Annotated in this window: 16 protein-coding genes; 6 read left to right on the top strand and 10 right to left on the bottom strand. The window is 69.3% G+C overall.

The window, feature by feature from the left end:
• The first annotated feature begins 114 nt into the window (after window positions 1-114).
• Both JOF36_RS30490 and JOF36_RS30485 read left to right on the top strand, forming a co-directional pair.
• Window positions 115-1,764, top strand: coding sequence for an FAD-dependent oxidoreductase (locus JOF36_RS30490; RefSeq protein WP_210033763.1), 1,650 nt, complete (start codon window positions 115-117; stop codon window positions 1,762-1,764).
• Window positions 1,765-1,997: 233 nt separating this feature from the next.
• A complete protein-coding gene (locus JOF36_RS30485; protein ID WP_210033761.1) occupies window positions 1,998-2,171 on the top strand; it encodes a hypothetical protein in 174 nt (57 codons plus the stop codon).
• 49 nt (window positions 2,172-2,220) lie between these two features.
• Here the strand turns inward: JOF36_RS30485 and JOF36_RS30480 are convergent, their stop codons facing one another.
• The 10 genes from JOF36_RS30480 to JOF36_RS30435 all read right to left on the bottom strand — a co-directional run bounded on the left by JOF36_RS30480 (window position 2,221) and on the right by JOF36_RS30435 (window position 12,825).
• Window positions 2,221-3,408 carry an aminotransferase gene (locus tag JOF36_RS30480; RefSeq protein ID WP_307862669.1) on the bottom strand — a complete coding sequence of 396 codons (1,188 nt, stop codon included), beginning with the start codon at window positions 3,406-3,408 and terminating at the stop codon, window positions 2,221-2,223.
• A gap of 38 nt (window positions 3,409-3,446) precedes the next feature.
• Window positions 3,447-4,133, bottom strand: a complete 687-nt coding sequence (locus JOF36_RS30475; protein WP_210033758.1) for a helix-turn-helix domain-containing protein — start codon at window positions 4,131-4,133, stop codon at window positions 3,447-3,449.
• Between the two features lie 34 nt (window positions 4,134-4,167).
• On the bottom strand, window positions 4,168-5,790 hold the full coding sequence (locus tag JOF36_RS30470) for a trimethylamine N-oxide permease (protein WP_210033757.1): 1,623 nt from the start codon (window positions 5,788-5,790) through the stop codon (window positions 4,168-4,170).
• A gap of 50 nt (window positions 5,791-5,840) precedes the next feature.
• Entirely contained in the window at window positions 5,841-5,972 is a 132-nt protein-coding gene (locus tag JOF36_RS30465) for a putative transporter small subunit (RefSeq protein ID WP_210033756.1), read from the bottom strand.
• Between the two features lie 30 nt (window positions 5,973-6,002).
• Window positions 6,003-7,670 (bottom strand): sodium:solute symporter family protein, encoded by a 1,668-nt coding sequence (locus JOF36_RS30460; protein ID WP_245351036.1) that lies wholly within the window; start codon window positions 7,668-7,670, stop codon window positions 6,003-6,005.
• A 109-nt stretch (window positions 7,671-7,779) separates the two neighbouring features.
• On the bottom strand, window positions 7,780-8,229 hold the full coding sequence (locus JOF36_RS30455) for a hypothetical protein (protein ID WP_210033753.1): 450 nt from the start codon (window positions 8,227-8,229) through the stop codon (window positions 7,780-7,782).
• On the bottom strand, window positions 8,222-9,634 hold the full coding sequence (locus JOF36_RS30450; RefSeq protein WP_210033751.1) for an FMN-binding glutamate synthase family protein: 1,413 nt from the start codon (window positions 9,632-9,634) through the stop codon (window positions 8,222-8,224). The genes JOF36_RS30455 and JOF36_RS30450 overlap by 8 nt, the downstream gene beginning before the upstream one ends.
• 11 nt (window positions 9,635-9,645) lie before the next feature.
• Complete coding sequence (locus tag JOF36_RS30445; RefSeq protein WP_210033749.1) at window positions 9,646-10,470, bottom strand: GltB/FmdC/FwdC-like GXGXG domain-containing protein; 825 nt, start codon at window positions 10,468-10,470, stop codon at window positions 9,646-9,648.
• Entirely contained in the window at window positions 10,458-11,387 is a 930-nt protein-coding gene (locus tag JOF36_RS30440) for a class II glutamine amidotransferase domain-containing protein (protein ID WP_210033747.1), read from the bottom strand. Before JOF36_RS30440 ends, JOF36_RS30445 begins: the two co-directional genes overlap by 13 nt.
• Before the next feature lie 40 nt (window positions 11,388-11,427).
• Window positions 11,428-12,825, bottom strand: coding sequence for a glutamine synthetase family protein (locus tag JOF36_RS30435; RefSeq protein WP_210033746.1), 1,398 nt, complete (start codon window positions 12,823-12,825; stop codon window positions 11,428-11,430).
• A 345-nt stretch (window positions 12,826-13,170) separates the two neighbouring features.
• Between JOF36_RS30435 and JOF36_RS30430 the strand changes: the two genes are divergently transcribed.
• The 4 genes from JOF36_RS30430 to JOF36_RS30415 all read left to right on the top strand — a co-directional run bounded on the left by JOF36_RS30430 (window position 13,171) and on the right by JOF36_RS30415 (window position 18,324).
• Window positions 13,171-14,466: an FAD-dependent oxidoreductase gene (locus tag JOF36_RS30430; protein WP_307862668.1), complete on the top strand. Its 1,296-nt coding sequence runs from the start codon at window positions 13,171-13,173 to the stop codon at window positions 14,464-14,466.
• Between the two features lie 87 nt (window positions 14,467-14,553).
• Window positions 14,554-14,811, top strand: a complete 258-nt coding sequence (locus JOF36_RS30425) for a sarcosine oxidase subunit delta (RefSeq protein ID WP_210030705.1) — start codon at window positions 14,554-14,556, stop codon at window positions 14,809-14,811.
• On the top strand, window positions 14,811-17,693 hold the full coding sequence (locus JOF36_RS30420; RefSeq protein WP_210033744.1) for a 2Fe-2S iron-sulfur cluster-binding protein: 2,883 nt from the start codon (window positions 14,811-14,813) through the stop codon (window positions 17,691-17,693). Before JOF36_RS30425 ends, JOF36_RS30420 begins: the two co-directional genes overlap by 1 nt.
• Window positions 17,686-18,324, top strand: coding sequence for a sarcosine oxidase subunit gamma (locus JOF36_RS30415; RefSeq protein ID WP_210033742.1), 639 nt, complete (start codon window positions 17,686-17,688; stop codon window positions 18,322-18,324). Before JOF36_RS30420 ends, JOF36_RS30415 begins: the two co-directional genes overlap by 8 nt.
• The last annotated feature ends 10 nt before the right edge of the window (window positions 18,325-18,334 follow it).

Here is an 18,334-nt window from a genome sequence, read left to right as displayed (position 1 = left end):
AGACCGCAGGAACCGGACATGACGGTACCGATCGCCTCTCCGGTACGTTCCCACCCCCGAGGGACGTATCGGCCACCCGGCGACACCGCGTCACGATCGGAAGGATCCGCGCCGATGCTCATCGACACCCGGCGAGCGCTTCCCGGTTCCTGGTTCGAGGCCGAGGTCTGTGTGATCGGCAGCGGCCCGGCCGGCGCCGCCGTCGCGGCAGAGCTCGCCGACCGGGGGCTGCGCGTCGTCGTCCTGGAGGGCGGGGGATCGGGTCTCGGGCGCACCGCGCGCGACACCTACCGGGGCGTCACCGGGCGTGGCTCCCACGATCCGGTCGACGCCGTGCGGCAGAAGCGGCTCGGCGGCACCTCGCTCGTCTGGGGCGGGCGCTGCGCCCCGCTCGACGACGTCGACTTCGCCGAGCGCGACTGGCTGCCCGGCACCACCTGGCCGATCACCCACGACGAGCTGCGGTCCTGGTACCCGGTCGCCCAGCGGCACCTCGACGCCGGGGCCTGTGAGTACTCCGCCGCCGGGTCGGGCTTCCCGACGACCCCGTCCGGGGTGTCGTCGGACGTCCTGAACTGGGACGACCTGTGGCGGTGGAGCCCGCCGACGTCGTTCGCGCCGCGGGTCGAGGCGATGGCACAGGCCGGGCGGATCCGGCTGTTCCTGCACGCCACGGTCGCCCGGCTGGAGCGCGACCCGGTCTCCGGAGCGGTGACCGAGGCCGTCGTCGTCCCGCGGCCGGGGCTGGACGTGCGGGTCCGGGCGCGGCACTTCGTGATCGCCGCGGGCGGCCTGGAGTCGACCCGCATCATGCTGGCCTCCGACGGGTACGGCGGCACCGGCATGGGGGCGGGCATCGGCGACGAGTACGGCCAGGTCGGCCGGCACTACATGACCCACCCGGTGGGCGAGGTCGGGCGGCTGCGGCTCACCCGCGCCGGGCGGGAGCTGGGCCTGGGCTACCTCCCCACCGACGACGGCGTGTACGCCCGCCGGATGCTGGCGCTCTCCGGCCGCGCCCAGTCCGACCACCGGCTCGGCAACCTCAAGGCGGCCCTGTGGTTCGCCGACCCGAAGGACCCCGACCACGGGGACGCGCTGCTGTCGACGTTCGCGCTGACCTACTGGGGGATGGGCAAGCTGCGCACCGGGTTCAAGGCGGCCGGCACGCACGCCCAGTACGCCCACACCAGCGGCATCGGCCGGCACGTCCGCAACGTGGCGGTCGACCCGCTGCGGGTCGCCCGGTTCGCCCGCGGCTGGGCCCGGCCGCGGATCACCGGCGAGCGGCGGGTGCCGTCGTTCATGCCGCTGGACTCCGGGCACTGCCGGCTGCGGTTCGACGCCGAGCAGACCCCGGACCCGGCCAACCGGGTCACCCTCGACCGCGACCGCGACGCGCTGGGCCAGCACCGGCTGCGGGTCGACTACAAGGTCGCGCCCGGCGACCGGGAGTCCATCGCGACCTCGCTGACGCTGATCGGCAAGGAGCTGGAGCGGGCCGGGCTGGCGCACGTCGACCTGTCCGACATCGACCGGGTGCAGGACATGGACATGACCGACGGCACCCATCAGATGGGGCTCCTGCGGATGTCCGACTCGCCGCGCACCGGCGTCGTCGACCCCCGCTGCCGGGTCTACGGGACACCGAACGTGCACGTCGCCTCGAGCGCCGTGTTCCCCTCCGCCGGGGCGGTCGGACCGACCCTGGCGCTGGTCGCGCTCGCCTGCCGGACCGCGGACCTCATCGCCCGGGAGGCGTGACCGGAGGCCCTGTTCCCGGGAGCCGGCCGGCGGGGTCGGTGTGCCGGCCCGCAGCAGCGCCGGTCGTCACCCGGGAGGGTCGGCCGTCGGCCGTGGTCTGGAGACTCGCGCGGAGCTGCGCGACGATGTGGACGTGGACGATGTGGACGTGGAGGTGCCGCCGAGCCCGTTCGTGAGCGTGCGTGTCACGGCGGTGGCGTCCACCGGGCGGCGACCGGAGACGGGCTGAGGCGATGACCCCGCGACAGGCGTTCGTGTACCGGCACCCGTTCCTGACCATCGGGGGCATCCTGGCCGTCGAACTGGGTCTGATCGCGACGCTGCACCTCGTGCTGGGCTGGAGCACCCTGGCCATCGTCGTCGTGGGTCTGGTGGTGCTGGTCGTGGCGACCCTGCTGATGGGCTGAGCCGTTGGGCTGAGCCGACGGGCGCAGCGCCGCGCCGGCGCGCGCCGGCTCAGTGCCCGGCGGCGACCCGGCTGCCCGCGGTGGTCAGCCGCTGCGCGAGCGTCGCCGCGGCCGGCTCGTCGACCCGCCCGACACTGACCCGCAGCATCCGGCGGTCGTCGGGCAGGAACGCCGTCCCCGGGATGACCAGGGTGTCGTGCTCCAGCACGAGCTCCCGGACGACGTCGAGCGTCGGACGCCCGTCGAACGGGTGACGCACCCAGGCGAAGAACGCTCCGAGCGAGACGATCTCGAACCCGCCCGGCCGGTCGGCGAGTGCGGCACCGAGCCACGTCCGCCGCCGGGCGATCTCGGCCACCCGGTCCGCGCGCCACGCCCCGGCCCGGGTCAGCCCGGCCAGTGCGGCTTCCTGCCCGATCCGCGGCGCGCAGATCGCGACGCAGTCCAGCAGCTTGAGGATCTGCCGGTTCAGCTCCGGCGCGGCGACCACCGCGCCGACCCGGTACCCGGGCAGCGCCAGGTCCTTCGAGTACGAGTGCAGGCTGACCACCGTGGACCGCCAGTCCGGATCGGCGAACAGCGGATGCGGCGGTGCCGTGGTGTCGCGGAACGACCGGTAGGTCTCGTCGACGATCAGCGCGATGCCGTGGCGCCGGGCGAGCTCGGCGAACGCGACGATTTCGGCGGGCGGGACGACGACCCCGCTCGGGTTGCCCGGTGTGACCAGCACGATCGCCCGGGTCCGCGGGGTGATCAGCGCCTCGGCGTCGGCGGCCCGCGGGACCAGGTGCTCATCGGGTTCCAGGTGCACCGGGGTGACGCCGCGCATCCGGAGCCACATGTCGTGGTTGAAGTAGTAGGGCAGCGGGCTGATCACCTCGTCACCCGGCCCGGCGAGCGCGTCGGCGACCACCACGAAGGCCTGGTTGCAGCCGGCGGTGACGACCACGTCGTCCGGGGTGACGGTGCCCGCGTAGTCACCCGACAGCTCGCCGGCGATCGCCCGGCGCAGCGGCGGGAGCCCGGGCACCGGGGCGTAGCCGGCACCGCCGGGATCCCGGGCGACCTCGACGACCCGCTCGGTGACCTCCGGTGCCGGCGCGTACGGCGGCGCCGCCTGGGAGAGGTCGAGCAGCGGGTGTTCCGCGTCGCGGGCGGGGTCGCGTTCGGCGGCCAGCGCGAGCGCCGCGCCGATCGGGGAGTCGATCCCCGCAGCCGTCGTGGGGTCGATTCGCACCGTTGCCAGCCTTCCTGGTCGCCCGTCCGGGCCTGTCACTACTGCGGGTAAGCCGTGATGGTCAGGAACACGACGGGCAGCTGGACCAGCCGCTCCGGGCCGTGCGGGCCCTCGCCGTCGAAGGTCAGCGAGTCACCCGGCCGCATCTCGTACCGGGCGTCGCCGTGGACGTAGACCATCATGCCCTCGAGCATGTAGAGGAACTCGGTCCCCGAGTGCTGGAACACCGGGAAGACCTCGCTGGCCTCGGTCAGGGTGCACAGCAGCGGTTCGAGCCGCTTGTGCTCGCCGCGCAGTGCGCCCAGCAGCCGGTAGAGGTGCCCGACGTGGCTCCCGCGCCGGATGATCAGCGCCCCCTGCCCGGACGGGGTGAAGACCGCCTCGCGATCCGCGTCGGCCCCGCGGAACAGGGCGGTCACCGGGATCTCCAGAGCCGCGGCCAGCCGCTTGAGGATCGAGAGGCTGCAGGAGGTCTGAGCGTGCTCGATCTTGGAGAGCATCGCCTTCGAGATCCCGACGTCCCGTGCCAGCGCACTGATGGTCAGCCCCTTGAGCACGCGGTGCTCGCGCGCCCGCGCCGCGATGACCTTCTCGAGGTCGTCGGAATCGGTTTCCCGCGGCACCGGCTGCAGGGCATGCGCCGGCTCGAGGGAACCGAGCGGTCGTGGACTCACCTCGGCCACAGTACCCGGTACGTCCTGGTCGGCAGGCCGGTCGGCGGTCATCGCGCGCCTCCTCCGAGACCGTACGGCGGCGGTCTCACGCACTCACGGCGGCGAGCACCTGACCGATCACGACCATCCCCACGCCGCCGGCGATCACCAGGTACGGCCGGATCCCGGCCCGCCGTTCGAGCACCCCGGAGCGGCCGCCGTCGGCGGTGGGCAGGTCCTCGTACATCGTGGCCGGGAAGACCCCCCCGTCCTGGATGAAGTGCCGGTACACGAACACCGGGACGATCACCGCCGCACCGACGAGTCCGAAGACCAGCGCACCGCCGCCCCAGACGCTCGATCCCCAGCCGAGCAGCAACGCGTTGACGAACGCCAGCACCGTTCCCATCGCCAGCAGCACCGTCGGCGCGCGGAAGGGCCGCGGGGCGGAGGGGTTGTCGACGCGGTGCATCCAGCCCGCGTTGAGGTTGAGGAAGTTGAAGATCATGTAGCAGACGGTGGAGGCGGCCAGGACGAACACCGTGTCGCTCAGGAGCAGCAGCATCAGGTTGAAGACGAGGTCCGTCCACATCGCACGGGTGGGTGCCCCGTGCCGGTTGGTGTGGGACAGGAAGCGGGGCAACCAGCCGTCGCGCGAGCCCTGGTAGAGGGTCCGCGACGACCCGGCCATCGTGGTCATGATCGTGAGCAGCAGGGCGAGCACGAGCATCACGATCAGCAGGTTGGCCGCGATCGGGCCGCCACCGACGATCTCGGTCATCGCCTGGCCCACGCCGTCACCGTCGACGATGCCCGGCTCCGCCAGCCGTTCGACACCGAGCACACCCTGGAACGCGATCGGGACCAGCAAGTAGATCACCAGGCACGCGAGGCCCGCTGCCAGGATGGCGCGCACGGTGTCCCGGCCGGGATCGCGGAACTCGGCGGTGTAGCAGATCGAGGTCTCGAAGGCGTAGGCCGACCAGGCCGCGAGGAACAGACCGCCGGCGAGCAGCGTCCAGCCGGACAGGTCCCACGCGCCGCTCAGTGGCACGAACGGCGTGAAGTTGCTCGACATCACGTCGCCGGTGATCAGCGGGACGAGCCCGATGACCAGCAGCGGCACGAGCACGGCCAGGCCGATGATGGTCTGCACCCGGGCCGCGCGCAGGATCCCGCCGTGCTGGAGCGCGAAGACCAGGAGCAGGAACAGCGCGGCCACGACGAACGTGGCGTTGATCCGCAGCGCGAGGCCGTCCTGCAGGAAGTCCAGTGGCAGCAGCGTCAGCGACCAGGTGTTGACGACGGCGTCGGCCGGGAACAGCGCGGTCAGCACGTAGCCGGCCGCGAGGCTGGAGCCGATCATCAGCACCGGCGACCAGGCGAGCCAGTTGCACCAGACCGACAGCGGTGCGATGAACTTGGAGTACCGGACCCAGGCCATGGCCCCGTACACCGAGGCGCCCCCGGACTTGCGGGGGAACAGCCCGGCGATCTCGGCCCAGATGAACGACTGGATCAGTCCGAACGAGATGGAGACCGCCCACACCAGGACCGACGGCGCGCCGATCGTAGAGGCGATGGTGCCGATCGAGAACAGCACCAGGGCGGGGACGCCGCTGGCGATCCAGAACCCGCCCTTCCAGTCCAGGGTGCGGTGCAGCCGGTCATCGTCGGCGGTGCCCTGCGGTGACGCCGTGCGTTCCGGGTCGGGTGCGATATCGGCCATTGTCGAGCTCCTTGCTCGGTGCCGCCCGCGCCCACGGGCGGGATGGCAGGTCAGATGATGTCTCGCCCTTCCTCACGGGCCTCTCGCCATTCGGCGAGGAATGCTCGGGAGATGACGAACAGGACGCCGGCGACGAGCACCGGCCAGATCAGGACGTAGATGCTCAACCAGATGGGGTTCACACCGTGCTCCACCTTTCTCCTCAGGTGTCGTCAGGCCTCCGGAAGACGGTCGTCCCGAGGTTCCAGGGCCTCCTTCTCGTCGAAGTTCCCGGTCCGCTGCCTGATGACGTCGAAGTCGAACGACCGGCGGGAGTTGACCGACATCCCGAAGCACACGAGGGTGCTCACCGAGTAGGCGATCAGCGATGCCGACAGGACGTGGTACTCGTGCACGGCGCCGAAGGCGAACGGTGTGACCACGATCGTGGCCAGCACCCCGACGACCTGCCCGGCCCGCAACCCGAAGAACCCGAACGTCATGAGGCCCGCGATGACCCCCACACCGATGATGGAGAGCACGTCCACCGCGGGTCCGAGCAGCCCGCCGAGTGCGACGAGCTGGAACCGGACGGGGATGAACAGGGCCAGGGCCACGATGACGGACACGGTGAAGGCCGCGTTCGTCACCTTCTTCCAGTAGAAGCTGGCGATCACCGGGAACACCAGGGCGCCCCAGAGCGCGCCGACGAAGACCAGCAGGTCCAGGATGTCGAGCTGCATACTGGCGAACACCAGCGCCACCGCCGTCGCGGCCACCATCGTCAGCCGGCCGATCAGCAGCATCAGGCGGGGGTCGGCCTTGTCCTTCCCGGCGATGTTCTGCCCGTAGATGTCCGCCATCGCGATCGAGGACAGGGCGGACAGGTCGGAGTCCGCGGTGGAGCACAGCGACCCGATGATCAGGACGAAGAACCCCACCAGGAGTGCGGTCGGCAGGTAGGTCGCCGCGATCTGCGGAATCAGGTTGTTCGGGTCGCCGTCCAGCGGTTCCATCCCCAGGTACAGCGCCAGCACGCCGAACATGCCCATTCCGATGACGGTTCCGCCGTATCCGATCGTGGCCGTCACGAAGGTCTTGCGGATGAGGTCCTCGCGGACCGCGAAGAGGCGTTGCGCGATCGTCTGGTTGCCGATCGCGTAGGCGAGCACCGCGGCGATGTACGGCGCACCCTGCTGGAGGAATGCCTCGCTGGAGAAGAAGCTGCCCTGTTGCGGGGTCAGGTTCGCCGCGCCGGTGCTGAAGGCCTCGGGGAACCCGGAGAGCAGGAAGATCGCCGGGATGAGCACGATCACCACGCCGAGCATCGCGACGACCTGGATGAAGTCGGTGAGCACCGACGCCCGGAAGCCGGACCAGACCGTGTAGACGAGCAGCCCCACCGCGATCACCACGACACCGTGGGCGAACTCGAACGGGGTGAGCAGGGCGATCAGCACGCCGCCGGCGATCAGGTTCGAGGTCAGGCTGATCACGCTGCCGACCACGTTGGAGCCGGCGAGCATCAGCTGGCTCGACCGCCCGTGCCGCGCGTACATCACCTCGGCGAGGGTGTGCGCCTTCGGCGCGACGGCGCGGATCCTGCGCCCGAACGGGTAGATGAACAGGATCATCAGGGCGCCCCACAGCCCGTAGTGGATCGGTCCCGACACCCCGTAGAGGTATCCCGAGGTCGCCGATGCGTACATCGAGGACGCCCAGATCCAGGTCGCGGTCATGCTGCCGGCCGAGATCCCGAACCCGACGCGGTTGCCCGCGGTCATGTAGGCGTCCGCGTCCTCCTGTTTCTTGGCGATCTTCCGGACGATGTACAGCATCGTGCCGAAGAAGACGACCAGGATCAGGGCCGTGGTCACCCCGTCGAACCTCACCAGGTCCATACCGGCTCCCCGCACTCCACGCTGAGTCCCCCTCCGTGCCGTTCCGGCCGACCGGGGTGGCGCCCTTGCCACCCCGGTCGTACCCCGGTGATCACCCTGGCCGTCCCCGTCAGTGGGCCGGGGGCTCCCAGCCCTCGAGCACGGGCGGCTGCCAGTGGTCGCCGACGGTCGGCGAGCCCGCGAGCCACGAGCCCAGCTCCGGCTGCGGGAACTTGGCGTGCCGGTACTTCAGCCAGATCCCGTACGAGTTGCCCTCCTGCAGGTGCTTGATCAGCACCTTGCGGGCGTACTCGTCCTCGCGTCCCTCCGGGATCGGAAAATGGATCTTCAGGAACGCGTTGGTGTACCGGTCGAAGACGGCCGGGATGCCGTCCTCCGCCATCAGATGGATGTCCTCCAGCCAGTTGATGTCGTCGCCGGGTGTGGCGGCGTCGAGGTCGACGTCGTCGACCAGCGCGGCGTCGAACTGGTAGGGGAACGTCTTGCCGGTCAGTTCCTCGGTGTCGATTCCCTGCCGGGTGGACAGCTTCCGTTCGGACAGGTCGAACAGATCAGACATCGCGGCGGCCCCCGGTGTCGTTGGCGATGTGCTTGGCCAGCAGATCCTTGATCTCGGTGAGCGTTTGTTCCTCGGTGACGCCGGGGATGTACTTGGTCCCCGCGAGCGGGACCCGGGCCATCGCGGCGGCCTCGGTGGTCAGTGCGGCGAGGTCCTCGGGCTCGAGGCTGTGCACGTCGGTCTTTCCGCACGCGCGGGCGAGCATCTGGACCTCGAGGGTGAGCGTGTGCAGGAAGTTGTAGACGCGCTCCGCGGCCTCCTCGACCACCAGCCGCTTGCGCAGCTCCGGGTCCTGGGTGGTGATGCCGGCCGGGTCCTTGCCGGTGTGCCAGTGGTAGAATTGGCTCGCCGGGACGCCGAACGTGCCCTCGTAGTCGGCGCCCTCGATCTCCTTGTTGGAGCCCAGCGCCATCAGCGCGGCGGTACCGATCGCGACGGCCGTGGCGCCGAGCGCGATGCACTTGGCGACGTCACCGCCGTTGCGGATGCCACCCGCCACCACGAGGTCGATCTCGTCGGCGAGGCCGACGTCCTCGAGTGCCCGGCGGGCCTCGGGGATGGCGGCCAGCAGCGGGATGCCGGTCTCCTCGGTGGCGATGTGCGGTCCGGCACCGGTGCCGCCCTCGGCGCCGTCGAGGAAGATGACGTCCGGCCCGCACTTGGCCGCCATCCGCACGTCGTCGTAGACGCGCGAGGCACCCAGCTTGAGCTGGATCGGGACCTGGTAGTCGGTCGCCTCGCGGATCTCCTGGATCTTGAGGGACAGGTCGTCCGGGCCGAGCCAGTCCGGGTGGCGGGCGGGGCTGCGCTGGTCGATCCCGGCCGGTAGCGAGCGCATCTCGGCGACCTGTTCGGTGACCTTCTGCCCCATGAGGTGGCCGCCCATGCCGACCTTGCAGCCCTGCCCGATGAAGAACTCGACCGCGTCGGCCAGCATCAGGTGGTGCGGGTTGAACCCGTAGCGGCTCTGGATGACCTGGTAGTACCACTTCGTCGACAGGTCACGTTCCGGCGGGATCATCCCGCCCTCACCCGAACAGGTCGCCGTGCCGGCCATCGAGGCGCCCTTGGCGAGTGCCATCTTCGCCTCGAGCGAGAGCGCGCCGAAGCTCATGCCCGTGATGTAGATCGGGATGTCGAGCTCGAGCGGCTTCTTCGCGAAGCGCCCGCCGAGCACGGTCTTCGTCTCGCACTTCTCGCGGTAGCCCTCGATCACGAAGCGCGTGAGCGTGCCCGGGAGGAACACGAGCTCGTCCCAGTGCGGGATCTTCTTGAAGATCCCGGCCCCGCGCATCCGGTAGCGGCCGAGCTCGGCCTTCATGTGGATGTCGTTGACGACCTCGGGTGTGAAGATCCTGCTGTGGCCGAGGACCGTCTTGTCGGACGGCGCTGTCTCGTCAGCCATATGACTCTCCTTCACAGGACGAGCTTGCGCTCGGACGGCTCGAGGTTGTCGTAGTTGTAGAGCTTCTTGCCGCAGACGAACTTGCGGAACGCGTCCGGCCGGTCCATGCCGTAGATGCGGAACTTCCGGTCGAGCAGTTCGTCGTCCTCCGGCGTCAGCTCCGCCTCGATGCAGTCGACTCCGAGCGAGGCGACCTTGCCGCCCACGTAGATCGCACCTTCGTACATGGAGTCGCCCATACCGGGCCCGACGTCGCCGCAGATGATCTGGCGGCCGCGCTGCATCATGAACCCGGTCGTCGACCCGGCGTTGCCGCCGACCAGGATTGTTCCGCCCTTCTGGTCGATCCCGGTCCGGGCGCCGACGTGTCCCCGGACCACGAGGTCGCCACCACGCAGGGCGGCTCCGGTCAGCGAGCCGGCGTTCTTGTCGACGACCACGACGCCGGACATCATGTTCTCCCCGAGCGCCCACCCGACCCGGCCGGTCACGTGGATCTCCGGGCCGTCGCCGAGGGTGGCGCCGAAGTAGCCGAGGCTGCCGTCGATGGTGATGCGGCACCGGGTGAGCAGCCCGACGGCGAGCGAGTGCTTCGCCCCGGGGTTGCGGACGGTGACCTGCGTGATGCCCTCGTCGTAGACGAGGCGGCGCAGCTCGAGGTTGATCTGTCGAGTGCTCAGGTCGGCCGCGTCGAACACCGCGGAGTCGCCGTCGATCTGCGACGTCTTGGGCGCCTCGGCGTCGGGCTCGACGAGGCCGCGCGCGTCGTAGCGGACGGTTCCCCCCAGGCCCTTTCGGGCAGGTACCGCCTCGTGCCTGTCATTCACCGCGACCACACCAGCACCTCCCGCTCATAGGGGTCGTACGAATCGATCTCCTGGGGCAGCACCGCACGGATGGCGCCCTCCTCGGAGGCCAGGGCCACCATGTTGTCGGCCTGGTACAGCACCAGCGGCTTGGCCGCCATCTCGTCCTTGGCCATGCCGAGACTGGTCTCGGTCACCACCAGGTAGGTGAACACGCCGTCGAGGTCGTCGAGGCTCTGTTTCATCGACGTCTCGAGGCTCATCCCGTCGGCCATCCGCTCGGCCAGATAGACGGCGATGATCTCCGAGTCGCATTCGGACTGGAACCGGTGACCGGAGCGCTCGAGCCGCCGCCGCCACTGGTGGTAGTTGGTCAGCTGACCGTTGTGGACCACGGCGACGTCGGAGAACGGGTAGGCCCAGTACGGGTGCGCACCGGCGATGTCGACATCGGACTCCGTGGCCATCCGCACGTGGCCGATGGCGTGCGTACCCCGGAACGAGTCCAGCCTGTACTGGCCGGCGACGGTCTCCGCGTCGCCGAGGTCCTTCACGATCTCGAGCGAGTGGCCCAGCGAGAGGACCTCGCAGCCCGGGATGTTCTCGACGTAGTCCGCGAGCGGCTTGAGCTCGCCCTCGTACGTGAAGGTGGCCCGGTAGGCGTAGGCGGACTCGCTCTGGATCCGGTCGACCGTGGCGCCGATCTTGGACAGGCGCGACTCCACCTCGCGCCGGCTGCGCTCGAGCCGCTCGGAGAAGTCGAAGTCGCCGGTCTCGTTCGGGTCGGCCAGCTTGAACCGCATGACCAGGCTGTCCTGCGGCTCACCGTAGAGCGCGTAACCGGAGGAGTCCGGGCCGCGATGCTTCATCGACTGCAGCATTCTGGTCATCTCATGGCCGACGTCCCCGGGGCCGTCCAGGTGGATGATTCCCGCGATCCCACACATGTCTGCTGTTCCCTTCGGGCGGTCACGGAACTTCGGTTGCTCACGGAAGGATGTCGAGGTACTCCTTGACGTCCCATTCCGTGACGGTGGCGCAGTAGCGCTCCCACTCGTCGCGCTTGTAGTGCTCGAACACCCGGTACATGTCGCCCGGCAGGGCGCTGCGGACGACCTCGTCCGCCCGGAGGGCCTCGAGGGCGTCGCCCAGGGTCATGGGGATCTTCTTGACCTCCTTGCCCTCGGCCATGGCGTGGTAGATGTTGCGCTCCTCGGGAGGTCCCGGATCGAGGTTGCGTTCGATCCCGTCGGACATCGCGGCGATCAGCGAGGCGAACGAGAGATAGGGGTTGACCGCGGAGTCCACGGACCGGTATTCGAACCGGTCGGGGGCGCTCACGCGCAGCGCGGTCGTGCGGTTCTGGTAGCCCCAGTCCGCGTAGAGCGGGGCCCAGAAACCGGTGTCCCACAACCTCCGGTAGGAGTTCACGGTCGGCGAGGTGATGCAGGTCAGCGCGGAGAGGTGCTCGAGCACCCCGCCGATCGCTGCGAGGCCGATCTTGCTCGGCATCCGCTGGTCCTCGCCGTCGGGCAGGAACACGTTCGTGTCCTGCTCCCACAACGACATGTTGTGGTGGCACCCGTTGGCCGACACGCCCATGAACGGTTTGGGCATGAAGCAGGGGTAGACGTCGAACTCACGGCCGACCTGCTTGCAGATCTGGCGGTAGGTGGTGAGCCGGTCAGCCGTCAGCTCTGCCCGGTCGAACTGCCAGTTCAGCTCCAGCTGGCCCGGGGCGTCCTCGTGGTCACCCTGGATCATGTCCAGGCCCATCGCCTCGCTGTACTCCATCACCCGGTGAATCAGCGGCTGGAGCTCGGAGAACTGGTCGATGTGATAGCAGTACGGCTTGGTCATGCCCTCGACCGACGGTGTCCCGTCGGCGTTCTTCTTGAGCCACATCATCTCGGGCTCGGTACCGACCTTCAGGTGCAGGCCGGTCCGCTGCTCGAACTCCGCGTGGAGTCGCTTCAGGTTCCCGCGGCAGTCTGAGGTCAGGAACGCGCCCGGCTCCTCCGGCTCCTCGCGGCCGCGGAAGAGCGTGCAGAAGACCCTGGCCGTCTTCGGGTCCCAGGGCAGGACCTGGAAGGTCTCGACATCGGGCAGGCCGATGAGCTCGCACGCCTCCGCCCCGTACCCGATGTACTCGCCGTGGCGGTCGATGAAGAGATTGGCAGTCGATCCGTAGACCAGCTGGAATCCCTTGTTCGCGAAGCGTTCCCAGTGCGCGGTCGGTGCTCCTTTCCCCATGATCCGGCCGGTGACCGAGACGAACTGGAAGTAGATGTAGCGGACGCCGCTCTCATCGATCTTGCTTCGAACCTCGCGAATGGCGTCGTCGCGTCCTGGTTGATCGAGGTGGGCGTCGAGATCGGTCGGCATTGTCTGGACCTCCGAAGGTCTCGGGCATCTGGGCCCGGCGTGAGCACGGCCACACCTGGTACAGCCCAGCCGAGTAGACCGCGTTTACTCACAGGTGACAACCCCTGTGTCTCGGACGACCTCGTCGAGGGCTCGTCACGGGCGGTTCCGGGCAGGTTCCGAGCGGGCATTTCGGTACGCATCTGCTGGTAGAACCCTCATGTGGCGGATTGCCACGGCCGGCGATCTTCGGTCGGACGGTGAAGCGCCCGCAAAAAACGTCCACTACTGGTGGACGTCGTTCACCACAACTCGTATGCTCCCGGTCACACCTGATCGACACCACCACGAGCCTGGAGGCACTGCGTGGACGGATCGACCAATGGCGTGTCCCGCACCAACGGGAACGGCAAGCTCCGTGGTTACTCCGCGTGGAGCTTGTTCCAGCATGGTGTGTCGGATGCGCAGTGGCCGCGGGCGTGGCGGGGTCATGATCTCGCCGATACCTATGACGTGATCATCATCGGTGGTGGTGTGCATGGTCTGGCGACGGCGTATTACCTGGCTGTGAATCATGGGATCACGAATGTGGCTGTGTTGGAGAAGTCCTATATCGGTGGTGGTGGTTCGGGGCGTAACACGGCGATCCTGCGGTCGAACTATCTGACGCCGGAGGGTGTGCGGTTCTATGACCGTTCGGTGAAGTTGTATGAGCATCTGGCCGCGGATCTGAACTTCAATGTGATGTTCTCCCAGCGTGGGCACATGACCTTGGCGCACAACGACTCGTCGTTGCGGACGATGCGGTGGCGGGCGGAGGTCAACAAGCTCCAGGACGTCGATTCGGATGTGATCGACCCGGGCGAGGTGAAGAAGCTCGTCCCGCACATGGATGTGTCGCCGTATGCGCGGTACCCGATCCTGGGGGCGCTGTATCACCCGCCGGGTGGGATCGTGCGCCACGACGCGGTGGTGTGGGGGTACGCGCGTGGGGCGGATGCGCACGGGGTGCACATTCATCAGAAGACGACGGTGACCGGTATCGACGTCGACGGCGGGAAGGTGACCGGGGTGCAGACCGACCGGGGGCGGGTCTCGGCGCCGGTGGTGGTGAACTGCACGGCGGGCTGGTCGACGTTGATCTCGGATATGGCCGGGGTGGAGATGCCGGTGCAGACGTTCCCGTTGCAGGCGGCGGTGACCGAGCCGGTCAAGCCGTTCCTGGACACGGTGGTGGTGTCCGGGACGTTGCACGTCTATGTCAGCCAGACCGACCGTGGTGAGTTGGTGTTCGGGGCCAGTGTGGATCCGTTCGCGTCGTACTCGATCCGGGGGTCGTTGGAGTTCACCGAGGGCCTGGGCGGGCATGTGCTGGAGTTGATGCCGGCGTTGTCGAAGATGCGGTTGCTGCGCCAGTGGGCGGGTCTGTGTGACATGACGCCGGACTATTCGCCGATCATGGGCCCGACCGGGGTGGAGGGTTTCTACGTCGATGTGGGGTGGGGGACCTACGGGTTCAAGGCCGGTCCGGTGTCGGGGGAGGCGATGGCCGACTGCATCGCGCACGGCCGCCCCCCGGAGATCATTTCGGCGTTCGGTATCGAGCGGTTCGCCGCGGGCCGGTTGGTGGGTGAGAAGGGTGCTGCCGCGGTGGGCCACTAGCCCGGGTGGCGGCCTGTCGCCGAGCCCCGACCGACCCGACCGACTGTTTCCGGCTGCGCGCGCGGCTGTGGAGAGGTGAACACGCTGATGATGGTGTTGTCGTGCCCGTGGTGCGGGCCGCGCAATGTGACCGAGTTCCGTTATGGCGGTGAGCGTCGGGCGCGCCCGGAGGTGGAGACGGTGTCTGCGCAGCAGTGGCGCCGGTTCCTGTATGCGAAGTCGAACCCGCTCGGGACGGTGGCGGAGTCGTGGTATCACCGGGCGGGGTGCCGCCGGTACTTCGCCGTGGAGCGTGACACCGCCACCAACTCCCACCACGCCCACCGGGCCCAGGGGGCGACCTGATGACCGCGGCCACGACCACGACCACGACGGCCCCGGCGCGGCTGGCTCCGCAGCCCGGTGAGGTGATCGACCGCTCCCGGCTGCTGGAGTTCCGCTGGAACGGCAAACCCTGCACCGCGCACCCCGGGGACACGATCGCCTCCGCGTTGGCGGCGGCTGGGGAGCGGGTGTTGTCGCGTAGCTACAAGTACCACCGCCCGCGGGGGATCCAGACCGCGGATTTCCACGACCCGGGCTGCATGGTCCAGGTCGGTGACGAGCCGAACGTGCGCGGCGCGCATCGGTTGGTGGCCGAGGGGATGGAGGTGCGGTCGCAGAACACGTGGCCGTCGCTGAAGTATGACCTGAAGGCGGTCAACGGTCTGGTGGGCCGGTTTTTGGCGACCGGGTTCTACTACAAGACGTTCATCAAGCCCGAGCCGTTGTGGCCGATGTATGAGAAGGTCCTGCGCCAGTTCGTGCACGCCGGCACGGTGTCGTCGGAGCCGTCCGGTGCGGTGTTCGACAAGCGTTACGCCCACCCCGACGTCGTCGTCGCCGGCGGTGGCCCGGCCGGGATGGCCTCCGCCGTGGCCGCAGCCCGCACGGGTGCGCAGGTGATGCTGGTCGAGGAGGAACACCAGCTCGGCGGGCACCTGCGCTGGGGGACGGCCGGCGATCTGGCGGCGTTGCGGGAGTTGCGGGCGCAGGTCGCGGCCGAGCCCGGTATCGAGGTCCTCACCAACTCGGTGGCACTGGCCCGCTATGACGACAACTGGGTCCCGATCGTGCAGCGCGGGCTGCCGCACGTGTTCGAACGGTTGATCAAGGCGCGGGCGCGGTCGTTCGTGGTCGCGCCGGGGTTGATCGAGCGCCCGTATGTGTTCGAGGGCAACGATCTGCCCGGGGTGATGCTCTCGACCGCGGTCCGGCGCCTGATCAACCTGTATGCGGTGCGCCCCGGACAGCGGGCGGTGGTGATGAGCGCCAACAGCTCCGGGGATGCGGCGGTGGAGGACCTGCGGCGCGCCGGTGTGGAGATCGCCGCGGTCGTCGACGCCCGCCGCGGCGAGCACGTGGTGCGCGCCGAAGGCCGGGGCGGGGTCCGTTCGGTGACACTGGCCGACGGTTCGCAGATCGCGTGTGACCTGTTGGTCACCGCGACGGGGTGGACCGCGCCGACGTCGTTGCTGAACATGGCCGGGGACCTGCCGGTCTACGACCCGGGCTCGGCCCGCTTCGTCCCCGACCCCGCCGTCCTCCCGGACACGGTGCTGGCCGCGGGAGGCGTGGTGGGTGACGGCACGGTCGACGACCTGGTCGCCCACGGTCACGCGGTCGGGCAGGAAGCCGCCCGCCGCGCCGCGCACACCGCCGATGTCACCCGCGCACAGCTGCCCACCCGCCCCGACCACGCCACCACCACCGGCGAGGCGCACACCCCACGGCCGGTGCCGCCGTTGCGCCCGGCTCCGCATCCGGAGTTGTTCCGTAGCAGCACGCACGGGTTCGTGGATCTGTGTGAGGACGTGTCGTCGAAGGACATCGTCAGTGCGGTGAAGGAGGGCTACGACTCCGTCGAGCTGGTCAAGCGCTACACGACGGTCACGATGGGTCCGACGCAGGGCAAGTTGGAGACGGTCAACGCGGTCGCGGTGTTGGCCGAGGCGACCGGGCGCAGTATCGCCGAGACCGGCACCACCACGTGGCGCCCGATGTATGCGCCGGTGACGCTCGGTGCTCTGGCCGGGCGGGTCCCGGAACCGGTGCGCCACTCCCCGATGCAGCCCTGGCACGAACGTCACGACGCGACGGCGTTGGTGGCCGGGCAGTGGATCCGCCCCGAGCACTACGGCGACCCGGCCGCGGAGGTGCGGGCGGTGCGTGAGCGGGTGGGGTTGATCGATGTCACCCCGATCGGGAAGCTGGACCTGCGCGGCCCGGACGTGGCGAAGCTGCTGAACCTGCTCTATGTCAACAAGTGGTCGAAACTCCCGGTGGGTGGGGTGCGGTATGGGGTGATGTGCGCCGACGACGGTGTGGTGATGGACGACGGCGTCACCGGCCGGCTCGGTGAGGATCACTACCTGATGTCGACCACGTCGTCGGGGGCGGCGACGGTGTGGGAGTGGGTCGAGGACTGGTTGCAGACCTCGCACCCGGACTGGCAGGTGCACGTCACCCCGGTCACCACCGCCTACGCGAGCATGAATTTGGCCGGGCCCCGCTCGCGGGAGCTTTTGGCCCGGGTGACTGATGTGGATCTGGGCTCCGACGCGTTCGGCTACATGCAGGTCCGGACCGGGACCGTGGCCGGGGTCGAGGACTGTGTGCTGTGGCGGATCGGGTTCACCGGCGAACTGTCCTATGAGATCCACGTCCCGGCCTCCTACGGCCTCCACGTCTGGGAACACCTCATGGAGCAGGGTCGGGATTTGGGGATCGCGGCGTTCGGGGTGGAGGCGCAACGGGTCCTGCGCCTGGAGAAGGGGCATTTCATCGTCGGTCAGGACACCGATGGGCTGTCCCAGGGCTACACCGCCGGCCTGGGCGGGTTGATCAAACTCGACAAGGCCGATTTCGTCGGTAAACCCGAACTCGTCTGGCAACACCAGCACGGTGACTATCCGGTGTTGGTGGCGATCCAGCCCGAGGACAGCCGGATCGTGCCCGCGGAGGCCAGTCAGATCGTGCGGTCGGACGGGCGGATCGCCGGGCGGATCACCTCGTCGCGGATGTCACCGACGTTGCGCCGCTCGATCTGCCTCGGCCAGGTCGATCCCGACCTCGCCGCGCCCGGCACCCGCCTCACCGTGCACCTACCCGACGGGGCCGATATCACCGCGCGGGTGATCGAAGGGCATGCGCACTTCGACCCGAAGGGAGAACGCCAACGTGCCTGACACCGTCGTGGCCCGGACCCCGATCACCGCAGCCGATCCCGTCGAGCGTGACGGATGGCAGATCAGTGCCCGGCGCAGCACCGCCGACCTCACCCTCACCGACGAATCCGCCCGGGCCAAAGTCCTGGTGCGCGGCCCGTTCGGTGGGGCGCTGCGCGACATCGTCGGTGCCCGGTTCGGGCGGGCGGTGCGCACCGAACAGGCCGGACACCCCGTACTCGCCGTCGGGTCCGGGCCCGGGGAATGGCTGATCATCGGCCCACCCGCCACCGCCCGACCCCTACGCGACCACCTCGAACATGCCGCACAGGCCACGGGTGAGTTCGTGTCGGTGCTCGACCTGACCCACGGCCGCGCCCTGATCCGGCTGCGCGGCCGGCGCAGCGCCGAGGTCCTGGCCAAGATCTGCGGTATCGACCTGCACCACGACTCCACACCGGCCGGCGCCGCGCTGCGCACCTCGGTCGCCGGCCTGGCCACCGACCTGATCCGCGACGACGACCCCGACACCACCACACCCTCCTACCTGCTGCACTGCGAACGCTCCAGTGGCCAATACCTGTTCGACGTCCTGCTCGACGCCGGCGCCGAGTACGGCATCGACGTGACCGGGCCGGAGCACCACACCTGAACGTCCTCCA

The organism is Pseudonocardia parietis (assembly GCF_017876315.1).
GTDB classification, from domain to species: Bacteria; Actinomycetota; Actinomycetes; order Mycobacteriales; family Pseudonocardiaceae; genus Pseudonocardia; species Pseudonocardia parietis.
Note: the sequence above shows the minus strand (reverse complement) of the source record. Positions and strands in the feature narration are given on the sequence as shown.